Raw genomic sequence first — 21,970 nt, 5'->3', positions numbered from 1 at the left:
TGCCCACGACGGGTGCCATTCCAGGTTAGCCCGAAATCCCTGTCGCCCATTGACGCAGATCAGGCGAAGCAACCCCGTGCGTGCAAGGACGGTCGCGCTTGACAATGCAGACTCAGTAACGCAAATACCTGTCACGCAAGGGCGCGAAACGGTTGCTTTCCTGCGTCGCGATCGCGTCGATCTGATCGAGTCCTACTCCATCGCGCAACGCCTGCCATACCGCGCCGGATCCGATCGCGTCGCGTGTCGCGGCGACGTCGAAGCGCGTAGGGTAGAGCGCATGCAGCGTTACGGCAAGGGCGAGGCCCAGACGGCCGACGTGCGCCGCCGCGGCGTCCGGATCGCGTGCGATCTGTACGCCGTGACACAACTGGCCGCGCCAGGCCGATTCGGTCGGCACGAAGTCGGTGGCCGTAAAGCGGGCGCCGGTATCGAGCGCGTTCAGCGTGGCGGCGAGACTCGCACCGTCGATCCACGGCGCGCCGACGAGCTCGAACGGCGTGGGCGTGCCGCGGCCCACGCTCACATTGGCGCCTTCGATCGTCGCGACTTCCGGATACAGCGCCAGCTGCGTGAGTGTTCGCAGATTCGGCGAGAGCGGCACCCAGCCGAGGCCGGTGTCCGCGAAGCGCATCGTGCGCTGGTAGCCGCTCATGGGGATCACGCGCAGATCGGCGCCGATGTGGCGCTCGCGATTGAAGAGGGCCGCAAGCTCGCCGACCGTCAGTCCCGGCTCGAGCGGCAGCGCGAAGTAGCCGGTGAACGATTCGTGTCCCTCGTCGAGCACGGGGCCGCCGAAGCGGTCCGCGCCCAGCGGATCAGGACGATCGAGCACGAAGAGTGGAATGCCGCGCGACGCCGCGGCTTCGAGCGCATAGCCGAGGGTCGTCTCATAGGTGAAAAAGCGCACGCCCGCGTCCTGGATGTCGAATACGAGCGCGTCGATGCCGTCGAGCGAGCCGGCGGGGAAATGCCGTGTGCCGCCATACAGGCTGTGCACGGTCAGGCCGGTGGCCGGATCGCGAGAATCGCCGACGCGTTCGTCGACGTCGGTATTCAGACCGTGCTCCGGCGAGAACAGCGCGGCAAGCGTGACGCCGGGCGCGTGCGCGAGAACGTCGACGGTGCGGGTGCCTGCGGCGTCGAATCCGGTGCGGTTGGTCACGAGACCGATACGCCGGCCGGTCAGCGGCGCGAACTGCTGCTCTTCGAGCACGTCGAGGCCGCTCCTGACCGGGCCTGCGGCGCCCGGCAGGCGGCTCGCCCAAGTCAGGGCAGGCGCCGCGGCGGGCACTGCGGTGCGGATGTCGGCAGAGGTGCGCGGCGGCGCAGCGCTCGCGATCGCGGCGACGATCTGCGCGCGCAGCGGCCGTGCGTCGCCCTGATCGTTCGGGTGCACGCGGTTGGTCAGGATCACGACGAAGCGGCGCGTGACGAAATCCACCCAGATGCCGGTGCCGGTGTAACCGGTGTGGTCGATCGCGCCGATCGGCGGCAAGCGGTCGCGGTTTGCCACCAGCGGGCTCGCGAGCTCCCAGCCGAGGCCGCGCCAGGGCTGGACGGGCAACGGCGAAACGGCCGCCGCCAGAGCCTCGATGCTGGATGCCAGGAGCACGCGCGTTGCCGGTCTTGCGCGCGTTGTCGCGCTGAGGCCGCCGTTGAGCAGCATCTGCGCGAAACGGGCGAGGTCGTCGGCGGTGGAAAAAAGGCCGGCGTTTCCCGCAATGCCTTGCATCCAGCTGGCGAGCGGATCATGGACGCGGCCGCGGCGCATGCCGAGGCGGTCCGCTGTCGTCGCGGCGCTGCGCGCAGCGTGCCGCGCGTCGGGAAGAAAGCCGGTGTCCCGCATGCCGAGCGGCGCAAAAATATGCGTGTGGCAATACACATCGAAAGGTTGACTGGTCACGCGCTCGACGAGCACGCCCAGCGTGGCGAAATTCAGATCGCTGTAGATCACGCGTTCGCCCGACCTCGCGCGCAGTCGTTGCCGCGCGATATCGTTCAGGACGCTTGCACGTGTGCCGCCTGCCGGCCGCGAGTTCAGATCCGCCTGCAGCCCGGACGTATGCGCGAGCAACTCGCGCACCGTGACCGCTTCCTTGCCATTCGCGCCGAACTCGGGCCAATAGCGCATCACGGGAGCATCGAGGTCGATGCGTCCCGCTTCGACCTGCTGCATGACCGCCGTCGTGGTCGCAATCACTTTGGTCAGCGAGGCCAGATCGAAGACGGTGCCGACAGTCATCGCTTCCCGGTAAGGCTCGGTCATGCGTTGGCCGAACGCCTCGCGATACTGCACCTCGCTCGCGGTTCCCGCCACCACCACGGCGCCGGGCAGCCGGCCGGCTTCGATCTGGCCGGCGACAATGCGGCCGAGCTCCGCACGCATGCCGGCGTCGAGCGGCGCGGCGCGCGCGAACGGCGGCGCGTGCAGCAGCGCAATCGCCAGTGCCGCTGCCGGCACGGCTCGGGCCAGCCGGCGTCTCATCGCGGCATGTCCGCGGCATCGTAACGATTGCGCGGGTTCCATAGCATCCAGCCGTCGCTGCCGGCGGCATCCGCGGCATGGGTCTGGGCGCGGATCTGGGCTGCGTCGAAATCGCGGTGGTCGAACGCATAGTCGCGAAACGCCTGCAGCCAGGGGCGAAACCGCACGCTCGGCAAATGCGTCCGCTGCACCGCCTCGTCGAGCGAGCGCCGGACGATCTGCCCCGGATCGGCAACCGGATTCGTGCAACCCGGCAAACCCCATGTGAAGCCGGAGGGATACAGCATCGGCGAGATGTAGTCGAGCGGGGCGCCGAGCAGTTCGATCTGCTGGCCGATGGCGGTGTCATCCAGATTCCAGCAGACGTAGCCGAAGATATCCGCCGCGACGAATACGTTGTAGGGCGCGAGGCGCGTACGCGCGGCCTGCAGGAAACCCACGATCGCAGCCGTGCGGTTGGCCCGTGTATTGGCTTGCGAAAAGTGCAGGCCGCCCGCGTCGGGAAAGCGGACATAGTCGAACTGGATTTCGTCGAAGCCCATTCTGGCCGCCTCTTCGGCGACATCGAGATTGTGCCGCCACACCTCGCGCGAGAATGGGTCCAGCCACTGCAAATGTTCGCGGTCGCGCCACGGATTGCCGTTTGCATCGCGCACCGTCCATGCCGGATGGGCATCGGCGAGCGGGTCGTCCTTGAACACGACGATGCGGGCGATCAGGTAAAGATGCCGGGCATGCAGTTCGGCGAGCAGTGCCGGGAAATCGCGGGCAATCGGTCCATTGCCCTTCAGTTGGGCCGATGCGCCGACCGCGTCGCGTGCCGCGCTGTGATAAGGCGTGAGACCGCGATCGCCTTTGACGTCGATCACCAGTGCATTGATGGCCGTGGTCTGCGTGAGTGCGAGTGCTTCGTCGCGCAGCGTGGTGCTCGTCACGCCATATACCGAGAGATACACCGCTTTGGGGCGAAAGGGCGTGAGCTTGAGCGTCAGCGGCGCCTCGCCGTTCGTGTCGACCTCTGTGCGCAGATAGCCGGGTGCCCGCGCAGCGATGCGGGTGATGGACGACTCGAACTCGAAGCGGCCGTCTGCGTCCGCTTGCTGTACGCCGGACGGGCTTGTGACAAACGCGTGTGGTATCGGTTTCGCCGTAACTTCGTCGATGACGACGCCCGTTGCCGCGCTGCACGGCAAGCTCGTCACGAGAACCGCAAGCGCTAGCGCGGTGCCGCGCAGGAATGAAAGTGTGGCCATTTTATTTGTCTCTTCATTTGTCACTTCATTTGTTTCAATCGCCGCTGGAGTTCGGGGCGGCCCGAGGCGCCGGCTCGCCGAGCAGCGCGGCCAGACCCGCGACCCCATATGAATCGACCATCAGGAAGCGCGGCAGGGCGAGCATGCGCGAATGCCTATCCACGCTGCGTCCCTCCAGCGAAAATGCCGCGATATAACCTTCCCCGGAGGCCAGCGCCATCAACTCATCGTCGCAAATGCCGAATGGCCACGCCAGCAGATTGATCTCGCCCCCGACTTCGGCCTCGATGCGCTGCCGCGACATGTCGAGCTGGGTCCGCACGAAATGCTGAAAATCCGCGGGCGTCCGGCGGCGCCGTTCGACCTTGAAGTTGGGATGCCAGTACGTATGCGACTGAACGTCGAACAGGCCGGTCTGTTTGAGCGTGCGCAATTGCTCCCACGTCAGCGCGTAGGAAGCATTCGAAATGGCCGAAGGATAGACGAAGAGTGTGACCGGCAGACGCTCGCGCTCCACGATTGGCCGCAGTTCGTCGAAGACCGACCGATGGCCGTCGTCGACGGTCAGGACGATCGGCCGTGGCGGTAGCTTCACGGAAGGATCGCGCAGCCAGTTCACGACGTCTCGCAGCGGCACCACCTGATAGCCGCGTTCTTTCAGGAATCGCAATTGTGCCTCGAAGGTCGCGACACGGACCGTCATGGAATCGTTCACGGTCGCGGCAAAGCGGTGGTAGACCAGGATCGGCACATACGTGGGCGGCGTCTGCGCGTGTGCGCCGAACATGAACGCGAGTCCGCATAAGCCAATGGACAGTGCGCGCCAGCATCGATTGTGCAATTGGAAAAGACCGCGGGCGAGCAGATGCGGCATGGACGTCCTTTTTAGTGGCGTTGTTCGCTGGAGGCGATTTGCGGCGATGCACGGCGCAATCGCTCTGCCTCGGCCAGCATATGGGCCCGCCCGGATGGGCGATTGATCCCCGTCAAATGCACGCGACGAGGGCCGCTCCATCACACAACGGCGGTGCGCTCCTTCGCGCGTCAGCGATAAATGCCGTGCGGGCGGCGGTGGAAGCGACTTGACGTGCATCAATGAGTCGAAGAGCAGAGCGCAGAGAATCAGACCTCGATGTCAGCAGGGCGAATGTCACGCCCTCATGGAGACCTGATCATGAGCACAACGTCCTCCGGCGGTAACGCCACTCGCGCAATCCAACGGATACTCCTGGCCGTCGACACGTCGCCGGAGTCGGCGCGCGCAGTGGCATACGTGCGCCACATGACGCTACCCGGTGCCCGGATCCGCATTGTGAGTGTGGCGGAAAATCCTCGTGTGCTCTTGCCGCTCGGATCGATGACGGATGCCGAACTGCAACTCGCGCGCACCGAACTCGCCCACGATGCGGACGAAGCCGTGGCGCGCGCCAGAAAGATATTCGCGGATGCCGGTATCGACGTGGAGTCGGGCATCACGGAAATTTCAAGGGAAGGCGGCTACACCGCAAACGCATTGATTGATGCCGCAGCCGAATGGAAGGCGGATCTGCTGGTCATGGGCGCTCGCCAGCATCACGGCATGTTGCGCTGGGTCGAAGGAACGGTGTCGGAATTCGTCACGACCGAGGCACCGTGTTCGATTCTCGTTGTGCCTGCCGGCTATGAAGCGGAGATCCGGACATCGCCGCGCCGGCTCCTGTTCGCGCTGGACGGAAGCGCCGCTTCGCTCGACGCGTTGCACTTCGGGCTGCAACTCGCCACACCCGAGTCCCGTCTTCGTGCGATCTACGTGATAGATCGTGCTGTCCGCCTGACCGATATCGTGCCGATCAGCGTCCTCGAGCAAGCGTTCGTCGAAGAAGGAAAGGTGATTCTGGAGACGGCAGCGACGGTTCTTGCCGAATTGCCGAATCACGCTGAGACTGAGGCAGTCGAGACGGCGCCGTCGCGTGACGACGTAGCGCATGCAATTGTCCGCGACGCGGAACAGTGGCAGGCGGATCTGATCGTCGTGGGCACCCACGGGCGGCGTGGCGTCGCACGCTGGCTTCTCGGCAGCGTGGCCGCGCGCACCGCGCGTCTCGCCCGCACGCCGTTGCTGCTGGCGCGGCCTTGCCCCGAGGAATGAAACGGGCGGCGGGCATCGGCTGAACATCGGCTGAACACACTTTGCGCGTATTGCGCCATGTGAACGCGGGGAGCGGCCGAAACGCCGGCGCGGAACGCCTCCAGACGTTCACGAACCTGGAGATCTACTCGTTATGCCATTGTTCAATCCACGCTTGCTGCGCATCGGTGTCGCATTCGTGTTTCTCGCCATGAGCGCGGCGCTCGCCGCGCAAACACTGCCCGAGCCGGTCAGCCGCGACGGCGTGCTGTACATGACGGGCGGCATCGGTGAGGACGACGCGAAAGCGTTTCGCGCGCTTGCACCTCGCTACAGCCTGCGCATGACGTTTACCGCCGCCGCGGGCAACTACCTCTCCGATGTGGATGTGACGATCGCAAGCGCGTCGGGCCATGCCGTTCTGGACACCCGCACCGAAGGCCCGTTCCTGTTCGTGATGCTTCCGGCCGGACGTTATCGTATCGTCGCGCATGCCGGGCGCACGGAGTTCGCGAAGACGGTAGACGTTCCGCGTCGCGGTGGGCTGGATCTGCACATCGTCTTGCAGGAGCGCTCCACCGGCGACGCGCGGATGAACTGCCCGCATTGCCGCGCGTCGATGCATAGTCAGAGCGCACCGTGATCAATTACGGCGCACGGCGTCGCGTGGCCCTTGACCTCGATCAATCGCATCGGGCCGGGCAGCAATAGTCTGGATACGTGGCGCATTGGCGGCGGAACACGGCTCGCCCGCCGGAATAGTCGCCGCGCTCAATCAGTTCGCAGCCATGCCCCATCGCGTTGCAAGGTCAAGTCGGAGGAGAAATTCCATGAAGTCGGACAGTCAACTGAAGCAGGAAGTCGAGGACGAACTGAGGCACAGTCCGGCCGTCGACGCAAACGGAATAGGCGTTGCCGTGGTCGACGGCATCGTGACGATCAGCGGACACGTCCCGGACTACGCGACGAAAGTCGCGGCTGAAAAATGTGCGATGAGAATCGCCGGTGTGGTGGCCGTGGTCGTCGCCATCGACGTGAAGCTGCGGGAGTCCGAGCGGCGTACCGACGAGGACATCGCCTTGAATGTGCGCGTCGCCCTCGACTGGATCGCGGGTCTCGAAGACCATGCGATCAAGATCCAGGTGGAGAAGGGTTGGGTGACATTGAGCGGCGAAGTCGAGGACGGTTATCGCAGCCATATCGCCGAGAAAAACGTCGTTCATATGCGCGGCGTGACGGGCGTGACAAACGAAATCAAAATCCGTGGCTCGGCTTCCCCGCTCGACATCGAGTACAGCATCCGCAAAGCCATTCAGCGCCATACCGATCGCGAGTTGAAGCATGTGGGTGTCGAAGTCGAAGACGGGAAGGTAACCCTGTCGGGACGTCTCAGTTCGGTCACCGAGCGTTCCATCGTGACCGGGGCCGCGCGCTCGACGCCCGGTGTGAAGGCCGTGGTCGATCGTCTGTTGGTTGGTTGACGGCGTAGCCTCGCCGTCGCGAGGCTCATTGTCGTCGTTGACGGTTGTCTTACGGCGTCGTTCAGGTTGCTGGCAGGTTGCTGGCAACGCACGCCCGGCCCGGCAACCTTCAGCCGACGGCACGGCTGCCGATCCGGCCGGCCTTTCAGAGGTGGCCGGCGGCAGGCCCCTGAGCAGATGATCGCGCATCATGTGCCGCATGCCAACGAACGATGCTGGACCAGATGTCCGCCGCTGTTTCGCAAAAACGGAATAGCGCGGCGTCCTGTGGCGCGATCATCCCTTCGCTGATCAGAAAATCAAAATTGATAGCGCGGCGCCAGAACGATTCACCGACCAGCACTACGGGTAGGCGCCGGATCTTGTTCGTTTGCAGCAGGGTCAACACCTCGAACAACTCGTCACAGGTTCCAAAGCCGCCGGGAAAGAACACGGCGGCTTGTGCGCGTTCCAGCAGATGCAGTTTGCGAATGGCGAAATAGTGAAACCTGAAACAGAGTTCAGGCGTGACATACGGGTTGGGTTCCTGCTCGCGGGGCAACGAGATATTCAAGCCGATGCTCGGCGCCTGAAGCTCGTACGCACCCCGATTCGCCGCTTCCATGATGCCGGGGCCGCCGCCCGTGACGATGGCCAGCGACGACAGCGCTCCCGTGCCCTGCGCGCTGCCGACAATGCGGCCGAATTCGCGCGCGATGCCGTAGTAGTGGCTACGCTTGAGCAGTTGTTTTGCGACTTGTAGCGCGCTCTGGCTCTCAGGCTCGCCGGGCCGGTTTTCCAGCGCCCGCCGCGCCTCTTCGACCCGTCGACGCGCGGCTGCCGGCGCGACGATCCGTGTGCTGCCGTACACCACGATCGTGTGATGTATTGCATGTCGCTGCAGCGTCTCTTCGGTCTTCCAGTAGTCGAGTTGCAGACGGATGCCGCACATTTCCGGGCGTCGCAGAAAGGCGAGGTCTTCGTCCGCCTCCAGATACGTTGGGCTTTCGATCATGCGGCGCACGCGCGCCGAACGTTCGGACGGCGCATCTGAGTGGACCCGTGGCGCTCTGCGCGCGGATTCGGGCAATCCAGGTGCGTCCTGATACGGCGCAGACGTAGGGTCCGCACGATTATCCGGTGGCGTGCCGGCATTCGTTGCCGCGTGCCTGGGGAAGGTTGTCATGCGCGTTCCCGCCTGGTTCCGTTGCCGCGCAACGCTCATTGAAAATCGGGTTGGCCGACTTGCCCCGCCGTTTGCGGAACCCTGCGTAGCCGGTCAGTGTTGAAGCCCATAGCGGCGAGCCGGGCCAGCATGCCGGCGTAGGTGGCGTCGTCCATCACCGGGGCGCGCGCGAGTACCCACAGCATATTGCCGTCGGCCATGCAGCGAATCGTGTAACGATAGTCGGGGTCCACATAGGCGGTGACGACCACCACTTCGAACGGCCAGATCAGTCCCACTCGCCATTTCGTGTTGCCGGTTCCGGACATCACCTTCGCTACGAACTGGCTTCCCGTGGCCGGCTGATCGAAGCCGTGACGCCGGCCGAGATATTTGTCGTCGATGCTTCCGTCGCTGCGCAACGTCCACTCGTCGTAGCTGCCGACATAATCGGATTCGCTCAGGAACGGTGTGTCCGCGATGACGTACCAGCGTCCCATGTACCGTTCGAGATCGATTGGCGGCCCTGCCACGCATGCCGACTGGGGTGCCTGGGCTTGCGGCGGGACCGTTTGATCATGCGCGCACCCCGCAATGAAGATGGCGAGCGAGGCGATGCACGCAATTGACTTGTGCATAAGGATTATCCGATTGGGCCGGCGTGACGGACTACGTTCGCAACACACGTGATTATTCTGATTATTCAACCGCGATTGTCGACGATGCCATTGACGTGAGTCAATCGTATGCCAAAGCCGCGCAGGCCGATGCCCGGCGGCGTTGCAACGAGGCAATCGTTTGATCCGGCAATTTCGCGAAACCTGTCGTCAGCGTTGAAGCAACCATGCCCGCATTCCGGCATAGGAGCGACCCGCCCGCGTCAATGGACGGGACAGACCGCTGAACTGGACGATTTCCTTGCGAAGGCGCGGATGAATGCAGGCGAGGCCGAGAACGAGAAACGCGCCTGGCAGCATTAACAGGCCAACGAGCACTGTACTTCTCAACATATCGCCTCCGGAACCTGATTAACTTCGCTATGGATCGAGCATAGGGCTCGTTCGCCATAACGGCTTGACGTGTGTCAACGCGATCGGCTCGGCCGGCGGATCGAATGCGATGATGCTTCGTCATGTTTGCGCTTCTGCCTGGTGAACCGCGGGATTGAGCCATGTCAATATCGAGGATAAGTCGGCGAATAGAGTGAATCGGAGCGCTGTCAGTGGCTAGAAACCTGCTGGTGCACAATGCTGACATCGGGGCTGTATTCACTGAAATCGTGGATCTGTTTTTTTGGCGACGCTATCCGGTACGGTGACAGGGCATGAAACATTTCGATGTGTTCAATGGCGATGCCGACGGAATCTGCGCACTGCATCAGTTGCGCCTGTCGAAGCCATTGCGGTCTGTATTGATCACCGGCGTCAAGCGCGACGTGGAACTGCTCGGCCGCGTTCCGCTCGGGGCGGGCCTCTCCGTGACCGTGCTGGACATCTCTCTGGATTCCAATCGGACAGCCTTGCTTGCATTGCTTCGACACGGAGCCGAAGTGGAGTACTTCGATCACCACTTCGCAGGAGCCATTCCCGAAGCGTCCAACCTGAAGCTCTACATCGACACGACGCCCGACATTTGTACGAGCCTGCTCGTGGATCGTCATGTGGGAGGACAGCACCGCCTTTGGGCGCTCGTCGGCGCCTATGGCGACAACCTCTTGCACGCGGCCCGCACCCTCGCCGCGACATGCGCACTCGAACCGGAGCAAGCCGAACAGTTGCGCGAACTGGGAGAGGCGATCAATTACAACGCCTATGGGGAGAGCGAGGCAGATCTGCTGATCCCGCCTGCCAGCCTTTACAGAACTGTGCGCCCTTACTCCAGCCCATTCGACTTCGCGGCGAACGAGCCGATTGCGCGCGCGCTGTGCGACGCACTACGCCGGGACATGGAACTGGCCTTGAGCTTGCCGCCGGAGAGTGTTATGGCGGGCGGAAAAATCTATCTGCTGCCCGATGAACCGTGGGCGCGACGGGTGCGCGGCGCTTTCGGCAATTTTCTGGCGACGAGTTTTCCTGACCTTGCTCACGCCGTGCTGAGTCAAAGCGTTCAGGGCGAATACATGGTGAGCGTGCGGGCTCCACTCGCTCACCCTTATGGAGCCGCCGACCTGTGCAGGCAATTCGCAGGCGGCGGAGGGCGGGAGGCTGCGGCGGGCATCGGTCGGCTTGCGCAGAATAGGCTGGGGGAATTCGCGCGAGCATTTGAAAGTGCTTTCGTTGACGGCTCGCAGGCTCAGGTTCCTTCTACTCAGGCTACGCGATCTTCCACGCGGTAAAAACTTGTGAACGGTAGGGGGCTGGTTCCGTAGCTTCCAGGACGGTTTTCAGATCTTTAGAGAGAGGCTATGCCCTACTATTCCAACGCGGATCTACCTTCGCCAGTGCGAGGCCACTTGCCGGAGCATGCGCAGGACATCTATCGGGCCGCTTTCAACCACGCCTATGCGGCCCACTCGGAGGATGCGCGCTGCGAGGAGATTGCCCATCGCATTGCCTGGGCCGCGGTGAAGCGATCCTATGTCAAGTATGGCGATAGCTGGGTTCCGCAGGAATGAGGCTGCGCGATTTCCAGCGATGCATAACAGTCGCTGTTGTTGTCATCGAGCCATTGGGCGAAACTCGCGCACGGCGAGAAATGGCGGGGCGGGTGTATTACGGTATGTCCTGATGGGCGCGAGCGAGAAGCGCGCATACTTCAGCGTCGCTTGTCTGCCCGAAGTCCTGATAGAACTGGCCGACGCCGTCGAAGTGTCGCGCAGGGAGGGTGCAGACAAACTCGTCGGCGAGCCCGGCCAGCCGTTTTGCCGTGCTTTCCGGCGCGACCGGTACGGCCACCACGATTCGAGCGGGCTTGCCGGTGCGCAAAGCCTCGATGGCGACACGTACCGATGAGCCGGTGGCGATGCCGTCGTCGACGACGATGGCTGTGCGGCCTTCCAGATTCAGCGGCGGCCGCTGTCCGCGATATAGCGCTTCTCGCCGTGCCAGTTCGCGGCGTTCGTCGTCGAGTACGGCGACGACTTCCGGCTGGGTGACGCCTGCCATGCGGATGGTCTGCTCATCGAGATAGAGTGCGCCGCCGGAGGCGATCGCGCCCATAGCCAGTTCCGGGTAATGCGGTACGCCCAGCTTGCGCACGATCAGCACGTCGAGTTCGACGCCCAGCACCCGCGCGACCTCATAGCCGACCGGCACACCGCCGCGCGGCAACGCCAGCACGATCGCATCGCGACGTCCCGCGTATTCGCTCAACTGCCGTGCAAGCATGCGTCCTGCTTCGGCGCGGTCGCTGAACGGCGGCGCGGTCGCCATCCGGTCCGGGTTCATGGCATCACCGCTTCGGCCCATGAAGCGCCTGTCCTGCGAAGAGATCCTGCCATTTCCCGCCTCCCTCCGGATGCGCGGCACAGCCATACCTGTCGCTTACCTGATCGATATCTCGCGATAGAGCCGCTCGATTTCCCCGCGCTCACAAAGCGCTGTGCCGGCACCCAGCAAAGTCGCCGACGCTGCGGCCATGCCATAGCGAAATGCTTCGTCGATACCTGCACCTCGGTTCAGAGCCCAGATTAGCGCACCGACAAAGCTGTCGCCGGCACCGATCGAACTGGACACTTTCACCGGCAATCCCGCCGCCCGCAAGCAGCGGTCCGCCGTAACCAGCAGCGCGCCTTGCTCGCCGAGCGTCAGCGCGACGATCCGGGCATGGCCGGATCGCACGATGTCCTGCGCAGCGGCAATCCATTCGGCTTCTTCGACCAGCGGCCGGCCCGTGAGATCGCGCAACTCGTTCAGGCTGGGCTTGACGAGCCAGACCCCTGCTGCGAGCGCCGCGTCGAGCGCCGGGCCCGATGTGTCGAGCACGACCCGCGTTTCCTGAGCGCAGGCAAGGCGGGCGAGCTGCGCGTAAATGTCGGCCGGCGCACCGGGAGGCAGGCTGCCGCTCATCACCAGATAGCGCGGTGGTGCTTTCAGTGCGGTGACCTCGTTGATGCAGCGTTGCCATTCGAACGCGGCGAGCGTCGGACCCGGCAGCACGAAGCGGTATTCCAGACCGGTGGACTGCTCGTGGACCGAGAAATTCTCGCGCGTTTCCCCGGCGATCTCAATACAGACGCCTGTGAACGCTTCGGCGTCCAGCAGCCGTCTCAGCATCTGGCCGGTTGCGCCGCCCGCGAGATAGAAGGCTGAACAGTCGCCGCCAAGACGCTGTATGACGCGCGCGACGTTGATCCCGCCGCCGCCCGGATCACGCCGCGCGGCGCTGCATCTCAACTTGCGAGTATCAACCACCCGTTCGATCGATGTCGCGACATCGACGGCGGGGTTGAGCGTGATCGTCACGATTTCCGGCATGGTCGGCAGCCTCTTTGGTTTCGTCGCGGCGCCTGCCCGCACAGACCGATATGCACGCCGGCCTTGTGCGCTTCGCCAACGACACTCCGATCATCCGTCGAACCGGATCGTCCGCATCGCCTTGCCGTGACTGTTTCAGTCATAGGCGCTGGGGTTTTGCTCAGCATAGGCGCGGGGTCTTGCGGCCGGTTGACGTGCATCAATCCCGGCGTGGCTGCGGCGAGCGAACGGCGCAACGCAGCGCATGCCGGTGATGTGGTCCGATCGCGCTTGACCTGAGTCAACCGGAAGTCGCTGGCGCGGGACTATGGTTCACGCATCCGTTCCCGGATCCTTTCGCATTCACGGCGCGCATCGCGCACGACGAAGGGCGCATAGCGGGCGTACAGCGGCAGGAGATACCGATGAAATCAGATCTGGAACTCAAGCATGACGTGGATCAGGAGTTGCTTTGGGATCCTGCGCTCGATGCCAGAAACGTCACCGCCACGGTGCTCAACCGTATCGTCACCCTTGAAGGTTCCGTGAACAGTTGCGCCCAGAAACTCGCTTTGCAGAAAGCGGTGCAGCGGGTAGCCGGCAGTCGTGCGGTCGTGCTCGACCTGGTGGTCCGTGCGCCGTCCCCGTTGAGGCATACAGACGAAGATCTGGCCGCCGCGATCGTCTCGGCGCTGCAATGGCAGGAAGGACTTCCCGAAGACGCTATACGCGTAGTGGTGGAACACGGTTGCGTCACGCTCACCGGCGCGGTGGATTACGGCTTCCAGCGCCAGATGGCCGAAGTACTCGTGACTCGAATGCGAGGGGTCGTCGGCGTGGCCAATCAGATCGAGGTACGAATCGATCCGGTTGCGGCCGATGTCAGCAAACAGATCGCCGAAGCCTTGCAGCGGCGCTCGCGGCGCGAGTCAGGCGGCATTTCGGTCGACGTCCACGACGGCGTGGTCCGGTTGACCGGCGTGGCCGAGTCGCTCCTCGACAAGCGTGTGGCGTGCGGTGTCGCCTGGGGCACCAAGGGAGTGCGGTGGGTAGTCGACCAGTTAGTCGTTGCATGAGTCGTGCTGCAGGCCTTCCCATCCTGTTCGAATCAACTGTGACTTTTACCCCCGAGGGGCTTCGAAATGACCGCGATACAGACACGATTGAAGCGCAACCAGATGCGCCGCGACAAGCAGCCCCAGTCGCATATCTACGACAGTTACAGGTCGCGCGGACGAAGCGCGGGCGCGTCGCGCTGTCCTGACTGCGGCGCGATTTATGACGACGGCCGCTGGACGTGGCGTATCTCGGCCGGGCAGATGCATCAGTTGCAATGCCCGGCGTGCAAGCGGATTCACGAGCAGGCACCGGCCGGAGAAATCACTTTCGACGGCGACTATCTGCTGAACCGCGCAGACGAAGTTCTGGCGTTGCTGCATCATCAGGCGGACGGCGAGAAGCAGGAGCATCCGCTCGAACGGATCATGGATATACAGCAACAGCCGGAGCATATCGTCGTGCAGACCACGGGGCCGCATCTGGTTCGCCGCCTCGGTGCGGCGATGCTGCATGCGCATCAGGGCGAATTGGAGATCAGCTATCGCGACAACGAAGGGCTTCTGCGCGCCCATTGGGTCCGCTCTTCGGCCAGGTGACAAGCGAGACAGGCAAGGCCGGTTTTCCTCCCAGCTGTCTGACGATCGACGCAAACGGCGATGAATGAAAAATCAAATTACACGGGTGTACTGATACCGATCGGCGTCGTGCTGCTGCTTCTCGCGCAGATCTTCCTGTACCGGCAGCCGACCGAAGCGATCGCGTACAGTGACTTTCACCGGTTGCTGGTCGCCCGGCAGCTCGATAACCTGGAGATCGGCTCGGACCAGATCACCGGAAGCGTGCGGATGCCCGGGGCTGCTCCTTTGCTGCCGGCATCCGCTGCGAGCGGACTCGCCGCCAATGGCGAGCCGTGGCGCTTTTCGACCGTGCGGGTGAGCGACGATCACCTGATCGAAGATCTGGCCAACTCGGGCGTTCGTTATACCGGTGTAGCCGACAGGATAGGGTTGGGCGCGGTGCTCGGCTGGATCGTCCCCATCCTGATGCTCGCGGCGATCTGGAGCGTATTCATGCGGCGCGGTGGCGGCGGCTTGCGTGATTTCAGCGGGATCGGCAAAAGCAAGCCTAGGGTCTACGTGGCGCAGGACACCGATGTCACATTCGACGACATCGCGGGCATTGACGAAGCAAAAGCCGAACTGAAACAGATTGTCGAATTTTTGCGTAACGCCGAGCGCTATCGGCGCCTGGGAGGCAAGATCCCCAAGGGCGTTCTGATCGTCGGCGCGCCGGGGACCGGCAAGACTTTGCTTGCCAAGGCCGTGGCGGGGGAAGCGGGCGTGCCGTTCTTTTCGATCAGCGGGTCGGCGTTCGTCGAGATGTTCGTGGGAGTGGGGGCGGCGCGGGTGCGCGACCTGTTCGAACAGGCGCAGAAGAAGGCGCCGTGCATCGTCTTTATCGACGAACTGGATGCCCTCGGTAAAGTGCGTGGCGCCGGAGTCACGTCCGGCAACGACGAACGCGAGCAAACCCTGAATCAACTGCTGGTGGAGATGGACGGATTTCAGCCGAATTCCGGCGTGATCATTCTGGCGGCGACCAATCGCCCCGAGATTCTCGATCCGGCATTGCTGCGTCCGGGGCGCTTTGACCGGCACATTGCCATCGACCGCCCGGACCTCAACGGACGTCGCCAGATTCTGCAGGTCCATGTGAAGAAAGTTACTCTCGCAGCGGACGTCGATCTGGCCGAAATTGCGTCACGCACGCCCGGTTTTGCCGGAGCCGATCTCGCCAACGTGGTCAACGAAGCCGCCCTGCATGCGGCCGAACTCGACAAATCCGCGGTCGGCATGGTGGATTTCGACGAAGCGATCGACCGGGCGATGACCGGCATGGAACGCAGAAGCCGCGTCATGAACGAACAGGAAAAGATCACCATTGCCTACCACGAAGCGGGGCACGCACTGGTCGCGCTGAGCCGGCCGCATTGCGACCCCGTCAAGAAGGTGTCGATCATTCCGCGCGGCGTCGCCGCGCTTGGCTATACGCAGCAGGTGCCGACCGAAGACCGCTACGTGCTGCGCAAGAGCGAACTGCTGGACCGGCTCGACGCGTATCTCGGCGGACGCGTGGCGGAGGAGATCGTCTTCGGCGACGTATCGACCGGCGCCGAGAACGATCTGGACCGGGCAACCGCGCTAGTGCGGCATATGGTTACACGCTATGGAATGAGTGAACAGTTGGGACTTTTCACGTTCGACAGCAGCGATCCCGGCATGGGCTATCCGTCGGCGGCTGGGCGAGGCGAGCGTTTCAGCGAAAGCACCGCGAAGCTGGTCGACGACGAAGTTCGGCGCGAACTGGCCGAGGCCCATGAACGCGTGACGCGCACGCTCGCCGGCAGCCGCGCGCAGCTGGATCGCATTGCCCGGCGCTTGCTGGAGTGCGAAGTGCTCGACCAGGCCACGCTGCTGCAACTGATGGCCGGCGACGCGGCGCCGGCAAGCGCACCGCAACAGAACGCCACGGAGGTAGCCAGTGCGGGGACCGGCGCTTCTGGGCATGCGGCGCCCGAGGCGCACATCGCGGGCAGTCCGTCTCCACTCGCCCAACACGGGTGAGTGGCATGACGGCGCGAAAAATCGACTATCTGCTACTTGGCGGCGGTGTAGCCAGTGCAACGGCGGCGCGAGTGCTGCGCACCGAGGACCAGTCCGCCAGCATTGCGATCCTGTGCGACGAGACGCTCGCGCCATATCAGCGTCCGCAACTGACGAAAGGATTTCTCGACGGCAGTCTCGACACGACGCAAATGGCGATTCATGAGGCCGGGTTTTACACCGACCTGCGCATTGAACTGCTACTCGGCGCGCGCGCCGCGTTGGCGCGCACCCGTCATTGATCGCGCGGTGCACCATGCACGGCGACTACACCGTTCGATAAAAACCGGCCGCCGCCCTAACGGATCGAGCGCCAGAAAGCAGACAGGGCGGGGTGGATGACGTCGCGCCACTTCGGCCCGGTGAACAGGTCGTAGTGGTCGCAGTCCTTAACGGTCAACATCTGGCGCATGTCCGGCGCAATGCCGCTGCACAGCGCCTGGGCGGCGTGTGTCTGGCCCGCGCCGGTGATGTCGTCGCGAGCGCCCTCGACCGTGCAGAGTGCCGTCGAAACGATATCCTGCGGCCGTACGTGACGCGTGCCGATCTTCCAGTTTCCGAGGGCAAGCGAGTATTCCTGGAAAGACACACGAATCGTGTCGAGAAAGTAGTCTTCAGTCATATTTCCGGCAGTAACACCCCGGCGTCCGGTGCGCGGCTGAACTTGCGCAGCGTGCAAAAAGGGGTGCGCTCGATCACCTGCTCGACGACCGGCACCTCATGTTCGCCGATTCGTATTGTCGCGATGCCGAAAGGCGGCGCCTCCGGCGGCGGTTGAATCAGGCGGAAGATCCAGTCGTAACCCATTGCGGCGACGCGCGGCTCGTCTGCCCCCTGCGGGTTTCCGTCGCTAGCCGGCAGCCGCCACGTGCCACGCAGCCGCATCAGGTTGCGCTGTGCCTCCAGCCATGCGTACCACATGCTGCCTCCTCGAGGTTGCCCTGGGCCCGTCAATGACGGGGATAACGTTGCCCCCGCCAGTTCTCATGCGCTTGACCGGGATCAACGAACCCAGGTTCACAGCGAATACTGTTCGTTGCAGGGATAGAGCCGCTCGCGCCGCATGGCGTGTGTCGATGCTTCCGTTCACCGGCCCAGTCCATGCGGCTATTAAAACAGGGAGAAAATTCAATGCGCACGCTATATCTTGGTTTGCTGACCGCCATCGTCACGATGCTCTCCGGATGCGGCTACAACGTCATCCAGAGCCAGGACGAGCAGGTGAAGGCAAGCTGGTCGGAGGTCGTCAACCAGTATCAGCGCCGCGCCGATCTGGTTCCGAACCTCGTGAATACGGTGAAGGGCTTTGCAGGCCAGGAGCGCGCCGTCCTTCTCGGCGTTACCGAGGCTCGCGCGCGGGTCGGGTCCGTGCAGGCTACGCCCGAGTTGCTGAACGACCCGCAGGCGTTCTCGCGTTTCGAGTCCGCCCAGGCGCAACTGTCGAGTTCGCTGGCAAGACTGCTGGTCGTTTCCGAGGCTTATCCGCAGTTAAAGTCGGACGCCAACTTCCGCGACCTGCAGGCGCAACTCGAAGGCACCGAAAACCGTATAGCGGTGGCCCGAAACCGCTATATCAAGGCCGTGCAGGACTACAACACGACTGTTCGTTCGTTCCCGTCCAACCTCACGGCCAGTGTGTTCGGCTACAAGGAGAAACCTAACTTTTCGGTCACGAACGAAGCGGAGATCGCACGCCCGCCGCAGGTCGATTTCAACACGGCGCCCACGCCGGCCAGCGGAGCGGCAAATTGAACATCCTGAAGCTGGCCAGCGCGCTGCTGCTTGCCCTCTGCGCATTCCTGCCGCCCGGCGCCAGCGCGGAGGTGCCGGTTCCGGCCCTGAGCGCGCATGTCACCGACGAAACCGCCACCCTCTCGAACGACCAACGCGCTTCGCTCGAGCAGACCTTGCAGGCGTTCGAGACGAAAAAGGGAAGCCAGATTTCCGTGCTCATGGTGCCTACCACCGCGCCGGAAACCATCGAGCAATATTCGCTTCGCGTCGTCGAACAATGGAAGCTGGGCCGCAAAAACGTCGACGACGGCGTGCTGCTGATCATCGCGAAAGACGACCGGACGCTTCGCATCGAAGTGGGCTACGGCCTCGAAGGCGCGCTCACCGACGCAACCAGCAGTCGCATCATCAACGAGACGATCGTTCCGCGGTTCAGACAGGGTGATTACTATGGCGGCGTCGCCGCAGGCGTCGACAGCATCATGCGAGTGGTCGATGGCGAGCCTTTACCCGCGCCGGACCAGCGTGTAAGCGGCTCAACGCAGATCGGGCGCTATCTGCCGGTTCTTTTCGTGCTGACTCTTGTCGCGGGCGGCGTATTGCGTGTGTTGCTGGGGCGGTTGCCCGGCGCCATCGTGACCGGGGGAGCCGTCGCGGTGGTTGCCTGGATGTTGTCGGGCGCGCTGTTCATCGCCGTGTTCGCCGGAGTGATCGCTCTCGCGTTCACGCTGCTCGGCAGCGGTCTCGGCGCCAGCGCCGGCGCGCGCGTGATCGGCGGGCCGTCCGGAAGATTCGGCAGCGGTTCCGGCCGCGACATCTTCAGGGGCGGCGGTGGCGGATTCGGCGGCGGCGGCGCGTCGGGCAGGTGGTAGTCATGAACCTTGAACGCATCGTCAGACATTTGTTGCTGACCCGCTGGCATGTGAACCAGGCCTTTCCGGTCCCGGTGCTGCGGGCCATCGACAAAGCCGTGCGCGACAGCCATGCCGCGCACATGGGGCAGATCCGGTTCGCCGTCGAAGGCACACTTCACATCGCGGCGCTCTGGGAAGGGATCTCGGCCCGGGAACGTGCGATCGACGTTTTTTCCCAGTTGCGCGTCTGGGATACCGAGCACAACAATGGGATACTGATCTATCTGCTGCTTGCCGATCATGACGTGGAGATCGTCGCCGACCGGGGCGTGCATGCCCGGGTCGGGCCGGGCGAATGGGAAGCCATCTGCCAGCGAATGGAGGCGGAATTCAAGCGTGGTAACTATGAGGCCGGCGTGCTAAGTGGCGTCGAGCAGGTGACGGAGTTGCTCAGGAAGCACTTCCCGGCCGAGACCGGGATATGCGAGGAATTGCCGAGTAAGCCGGCTATCCTGTGATCGTGCGTCCGCTTGCAGAGAGCGGATAACGTGTCCTCGAGTCAGCGGCCGTTAGCGGTGCCCGTTTCGTTTGCACTATCGGCCGTTACACGCGGGGTCTGGGTAGGTGTCGTGTGAGGGAGTCGAAAACGTGAAAGATGCGTACGAGCGGCGTGCGTTGCTGCTTCATCTGGGCGACGTGCTGGAGGCGGTCAATCGTCTCATGATTTGCAGCGGCGACAAACAGGGCAAACAGACCGTGCACGAAGCAGTGGCCGCGCATGATTCGCTCAAGGGCGTGCCGCTGCTGATGCATGTATCGCCCTCGATGGCCACGCGGGATTTCGTCGAGCATGCCACTGCAGCCTTTCTTTCCTGGCCCAGGGAATTGCTTGAATTGGAGCTTGATCGCGAGCAGCTGGCGCGTACGGTTCAGCAGGCGCTTTTTGCGGACAACGCGCAAGGCTGGCAGGACTATGTCGTGAGGTTGCGCGAGGCGGTTGCGTGGTTCGGCGCGGACCTGAAACCCATTGAGACGAGCCAGCGGCCAGGCGAGGTCGTCACGCGCGCCGATACGGAACAGCCGGATCCTCTCGCCCGCGACGCGGATACAGGGCGGCCGGATTCCGGCGATATCGAACGCGATAATGGCGACCAGTCACAGGCTTCGCGTGAGAGCGTGGAAAACGGCGGACGCTTATACCCGTCGTGGCCCTGGAAATCGGGCGTCTGACTGGTCTGATCAATGGTTGACGTAAGGCCGCCTTGATTCAGCACAAGGGAGCTCGAGCGGGACCGGGGTAAGGTTTGCATTGGGGGTGGGGACCCCCAGGGAGTAGCGTGTTAAGCCCGGTTCGTCCGGGCTTTTTTTCCGCCAGTCCGCTCGCCCGCGTCGAGATCAATCGCGCCTCGGGCGGAAGATCAGCCAGGCTGCGAGGCTCGTGAAAAGCACGGCGATCGTGGCGATGATCCAGAATCCGCGAGTATCGTATCTGAAAGGCAGGCCGCCCACGTTCATTCCGAGCAAACCGGAGATCAGGTTGATCGGCAAGGCGATCACGGTGACAGCAGTGAGGATCAGCACACTCCTGTTCGTATGTTCGGCCACGCGATTGGCGATTTCCGCTTCCAGCAGCTTGATGCGCTCCTCGAGGCCGCTCATATCGCGCAGTCTCAGGGAAAACTCTTCGGCGGATTGGCGGAGCGACTGGATGTCTTCGTCACCCGCCCATTTGGGCGGCCGGTTGACGAGGCGAAAGAGTGCGGCAGGCTCCGGTGCCAGCAGGCGTCGCAGGCTTACCAGGTCGCGGCGAATGATGCCGAGGCTCGAACGTTTCGGCAATTTTCCGGTGAGCAGCGTTGCATCCACTTTATTGGCTGTTTTAGCGGCCGTCCGCACAATTCCGGTCAGGACATCTGCCTGCTCTTCCAGCAGGTTGATCAGGAGTGCCATAGGGCTGAGAAAGGGTTGACCGGCTTCGACAGCCAGCGTCAACTGATTGACCGAGCGCAGCGGACGGGCATGCGCGCTTAGCAGGCAACGATCGCTGACATTGAGCCACAGCGTCGCCACCTGGAGGGGCGTTTGCCTTCTGAAGTCGTATTCGACGTCATTGAGTACAGCAATGACGTCTTCGTGCACGTGAGTCATCCGGGTTGAACGGGAACCTTCCCTGAGCGCTTCAGCGAAGGTTGCCGACATGCTCACCATGCGCTGCAACGGCAAACTGTCCAGCACTGCGGGAATATCGTGGAAATGTAGCCAGATGAATTCCCCGCTGCTGTCGTTCCGATGCTCCAACCAACTGGCCGCGGAGTCCGCGTCTATCTCGCGGCCTATTCCGCTGGCTGAAAACAGATAGCCGCGGTCCAGAGGGAAGGTTTCGGTGGTTTTCTGCGCCAACGGCGTGGCGGTGTTCATTGAATGCTCCTTCCTGCCCGGCGACCCGAACACCCTCCGGTCGACTCAGACCCGTTTCTGATCAGGGCGCCTGGTTCCCTCAACCGGTTGGGCTGACTCAAGCCAAAGCGCGTTGATGATGCCGAACGCAAGCGCTACTCCAATACCAAGAATCCAGCTGAAATACCACATTGTGTGCTCCCGGTAATCGCGTTTCAGTAATTTGCGAGAATGTGCGGAATGCCGCTCAGTACATCGTGTGCCTGTTCTCTTCGAGCGCCGCGGCCGTCACCTTGCCGCGCATCACGCGATACACCCAGCTCGTGTAGATCAGGATGAGCGGCAGGAACACGATCACGGCGATCAGCATGATCTGCAGCGTCATGCGGCTCGAGG

General features: G+C 63.3%; 23 protein-coding genes and 2 pseudogenes. 13 read left to right on the top strand and 12 right to left on the bottom strand.

The window, feature by feature from the left end:
• Positions 1-112 precede the first annotated feature (112 nt).
• Genes NE850_RS19420 through NE850_RS19410 form a run of 3 tightly spaced genes read right to left on the bottom strand, consistent with a single transcriptional unit; the run spans position 113 to position 4,528 of the window.
• Entirely contained in the window at positions 113-2,488 is a 2,376-nt protein-coding gene (locus NE850_RS19420) for an exo-beta-N-acetylmuramidase NamZ domain-containing protein (protein ID WP_310699282.1), read from the bottom strand.
• A complete protein-coding gene (locus tag NE850_RS19415; RefSeq protein ID WP_007181547.1) occupies positions 2,485-3,741 on the bottom strand; it encodes a putative glycoside hydrolase in 1,257 nt (418 codons plus the stop codon). The genes NE850_RS19420 and NE850_RS19415 overlap by 4 nt, the downstream gene beginning before the upstream one ends.
• A gap of 34 nt (positions 3,742-3,775) precedes the next feature.
• Positions 3,776-4,528 carry a polysaccharide deacetylase family protein gene (locus tag NE850_RS19410; RefSeq protein WP_310699281.1) on the bottom strand — a complete coding sequence of 251 codons (753 nt, stop codon included), beginning with the start codon at positions 4,526-4,528 and terminating at the stop codon, positions 3,776-3,778.
• Between the two features lie 387 nt (positions 4,529-4,915).
• On the opposite strand from NE850_RS19410, the gene NE850_RS19405 reads away from it, so the two are divergent.
• The 3 genes from NE850_RS19405 (at position 4,916) to NE850_RS19395 (ending at position 7,329) form a co-directional block, all read left to right on the top strand.
• On the top strand, positions 4,916-5,869 hold the full coding sequence (locus NE850_RS19405) for a universal stress protein (protein ID WP_310699280.1): 954 nt from the start codon (positions 4,916-4,918) through the stop codon (positions 5,867-5,869).
• Between the two features lie 133 nt (positions 5,870-6,002).
• Positions 6,003-6,491: a carboxypeptidase-like regulatory domain-containing protein gene (locus NE850_RS19400; RefSeq protein WP_007181550.1), complete on the top strand. Its 489-nt coding sequence runs from the start codon at positions 6,003-6,005 to the stop codon at positions 6,489-6,491.
• A gap of 187 nt (positions 6,492-6,678) precedes the next feature.
• On the top strand, positions 6,679-7,329 hold the full coding sequence (locus NE850_RS19395) for a BON domain-containing protein (RefSeq protein ID WP_165186172.1): 651 nt from the start codon (positions 6,679-6,681) through the stop codon (positions 7,327-7,329).
• A 145-nt stretch (positions 7,330-7,474) separates the two neighbouring features.
• Here the strand turns inward: NE850_RS19395 and NE850_RS19390 are convergent, their stop codons facing one another.
• Both NE850_RS19390 and NE850_RS19385 read right to left on the bottom strand, forming a co-directional pair.
• Positions 7,475-8,494 carry an LOG family protein gene (locus NE850_RS19390; RefSeq protein WP_007181552.1) on the bottom strand — a complete coding sequence of 340 codons (1,020 nt, stop codon included), beginning with the start codon at positions 8,492-8,494 and terminating at the stop codon, positions 7,475-7,477.
• A 35-nt stretch (positions 8,495-8,529) separates the two neighbouring features.
• The gene (locus NE850_RS19385) at positions 8,530-9,111 is read right to left on the bottom strand and encodes a lipocalin family protein (RefSeq protein ID WP_007181553.1); all 582 of its coding nucleotides are present in this window, start codon (positions 9,109-9,111) and stop codon (positions 8,530-8,532) included.
• 686 nt (positions 9,112-9,797) lie between these two features.
• Between NE850_RS19385 and NE850_RS19380 the strand changes: the two genes are divergently transcribed.
• Positions 9,798-10,808, top strand: coding sequence for a hypothetical protein (locus NE850_RS19380; protein WP_007181555.1), 1,011 nt, complete (start codon positions 9,798-9,800; stop codon positions 10,806-10,808).
• A gap of 69 nt (positions 10,809-10,877) precedes the next feature.
• A complete protein-coding gene (locus NE850_RS19375; RefSeq protein WP_007181556.1) occupies positions 10,878-11,087 on the top strand; it encodes a ChaB family protein in 210 nt (69 codons plus the stop codon).
• Between the two features lie 97 nt (positions 11,088-11,184).
• Here the strand turns inward: NE850_RS19375 and NE850_RS19370 are convergent, their stop codons facing one another.
• A complete protein-coding gene (locus tag NE850_RS19370; RefSeq protein WP_310699279.1) occupies positions 11,185-11,880 on the bottom strand; it encodes a phosphoribosyltransferase in 696 nt (231 codons plus the stop codon).
• A gap of 75 nt (positions 11,881-11,955) precedes the next feature.
• The gene (locus tag NE850_RS19365) at positions 11,956-12,888 is read right to left on the bottom strand and encodes a 1-phosphofructokinase family hexose kinase (RefSeq protein WP_007181558.1); all 933 of its coding nucleotides are present in this window, start codon (positions 12,886-12,888) and stop codon (positions 11,956-11,958) included.
• A gap of 404 nt (positions 12,889-13,292) precedes the next feature.
• Here NE850_RS19365 and NE850_RS19360 point away from each other — a divergent pair, with 404 nt between their 5' ends.
• The 4 genes from NE850_RS19360 to NE850_RS19345 all read left to right on the top strand — a co-directional run bounded on the left by NE850_RS19360 (position 13,293) and on the right by NE850_RS19345 (position 16,831).
• Positions 13,293-13,943, top strand: coding sequence for a BON domain-containing protein (locus tag NE850_RS19360; RefSeq protein WP_007181559.1), 651 nt, complete (start codon positions 13,293-13,295; stop codon positions 13,941-13,943).
• Between the two features lie 66 nt (positions 13,944-14,009).
• Positions 14,010-14,522: a BCAM0308 family protein gene (locus tag NE850_RS19355; RefSeq protein ID WP_007181560.1), complete on the top strand. Its 513-nt coding sequence runs from the start codon at positions 14,010-14,012 to the stop codon at positions 14,520-14,522.
• Positions 14,523-14,582: 60 nt separating this feature from the next.
• Positions 14,583-16,550: an ATP-dependent zinc metalloprotease FtsH gene (gene ftsH / locus NE850_RS19350; RefSeq protein ID WP_165186169.1), complete on the top strand. Its 1,968-nt coding sequence runs from the start codon at positions 14,583-14,585 to the stop codon at positions 16,548-16,550.
• A gap of 5 nt (positions 16,551-16,555) precedes the next feature.
• Positions 16,556-16,831: a hypothetical protein gene (locus tag NE850_RS19345; RefSeq protein WP_310699278.1), complete on the top strand. Its 276-nt coding sequence runs from the start codon at positions 16,556-16,558 to the stop codon at positions 16,829-16,831.
• Between the two features lie 56 nt (positions 16,832-16,887).
• Here NE850_RS19345 and NE850_RS19340 read toward each other — a convergent pair.
• Together NE850_RS19340 and NE850_RS19335 are read right to left on the bottom strand one after the other, a co-directional pair.
• Positions 16,888-17,214: pseudogene (locus NE850_RS19340) on the bottom strand (polyhydroxyalkanoate depolymerase); the annotation flags it as partial.
• The gene (locus tag NE850_RS19335) at positions 17,208-17,510 is read right to left on the bottom strand and encodes a hypothetical protein (RefSeq protein ID WP_035518065.1); all 303 of its coding nucleotides are present in this window, start codon (positions 17,508-17,510) and stop codon (positions 17,208-17,210) included. The gene NE850_RS19335 and the pseudogene NE850_RS19340, both read right to left, overlap by 7 nt.
• A 210-nt stretch (positions 17,511-17,720) precedes the next feature.
• Here NE850_RS19335 and NE850_RS19330 point away from each other — a divergent pair, with 210 nt between their 5' ends.
• The 4 genes from NE850_RS19330 (at position 17,721) to NE850_RS19315 (ending at position 20,407) form a co-directional block, all read left to right on the top strand.
• Positions 17,721-18,341 (top strand): LemA family protein, encoded by a 621-nt coding sequence (locus tag NE850_RS19330; RefSeq protein WP_007181563.1) that lies wholly within the window; start codon positions 17,721-17,723, stop codon positions 18,339-18,341.
• Entirely contained in the window at positions 18,338-19,195 is an 858-nt protein-coding gene (locus tag NE850_RS19325; RefSeq protein ID WP_310699277.1) for a YgcG family protein, read from the top strand. Before NE850_RS19330 ends, NE850_RS19325 begins: the two co-directional genes overlap by 4 nt.
• A gap of 2 nt (positions 19,196-19,197) precedes the next feature.
• Positions 19,198-19,695, top strand: a complete 498-nt coding sequence (locus NE850_RS19320) for a TPM domain-containing protein (protein ID WP_007181565.1) — start codon at positions 19,198-19,200, stop codon at positions 19,693-19,695.
• 130 nt (positions 19,696-19,825) lie between these two features.
• Complete coding sequence (locus NE850_RS19315) at positions 19,826-20,407, top strand: hypothetical protein (protein ID WP_007181566.1); 582 nt, start codon at positions 19,826-19,828, stop codon at positions 20,405-20,407.
• 165 nt (positions 20,408-20,572) lie between these two features.
• Here the strand turns inward: NE850_RS19315 and NE850_RS19310 are convergent, their stop codons facing one another.
• The 3 genes and pseudogenes from NE850_RS19310 to NE850_RS19300 all read right to left on the bottom strand — a co-directional run.
• Positions 20,573-21,595: a transporter gene (locus tag NE850_RS19310; RefSeq protein ID WP_007181567.1), complete on the bottom strand. Its 1,023-nt coding sequence runs from the start codon at positions 21,593-21,595 to the stop codon at positions 20,573-20,575.
• Positions 21,596-21,640: 45 nt separating this feature from the next.
• Entirely contained in the window at positions 21,641-21,766 is a 126-nt protein-coding gene (gene cydX / locus NE850_RS19305; protein ID WP_007181568.1) for a cytochrome bd-I oxidase subunit CydX, read from the bottom strand.
• A gap of 55 nt (positions 21,767-21,821) precedes the next feature.
• Positions 21,822-21,970, bottom strand: a pseudogene (locus NE850_RS19300) (cytochrome d ubiquinol oxidase subunit 2); the annotation flags it as partial.

The sequence above is a fragment of the Paraburkholderia sp. USG1 genome, from assembly GCF_031570135.1.
GTDB lineage: Bacteria > Pseudomonadota > Gammaproteobacteria > Burkholderiales > Burkholderiaceae > Paraburkholderia > Paraburkholderia dioscoreae.
This window is presented reverse-complemented; position numbering and strand designations above follow the sequence as displayed.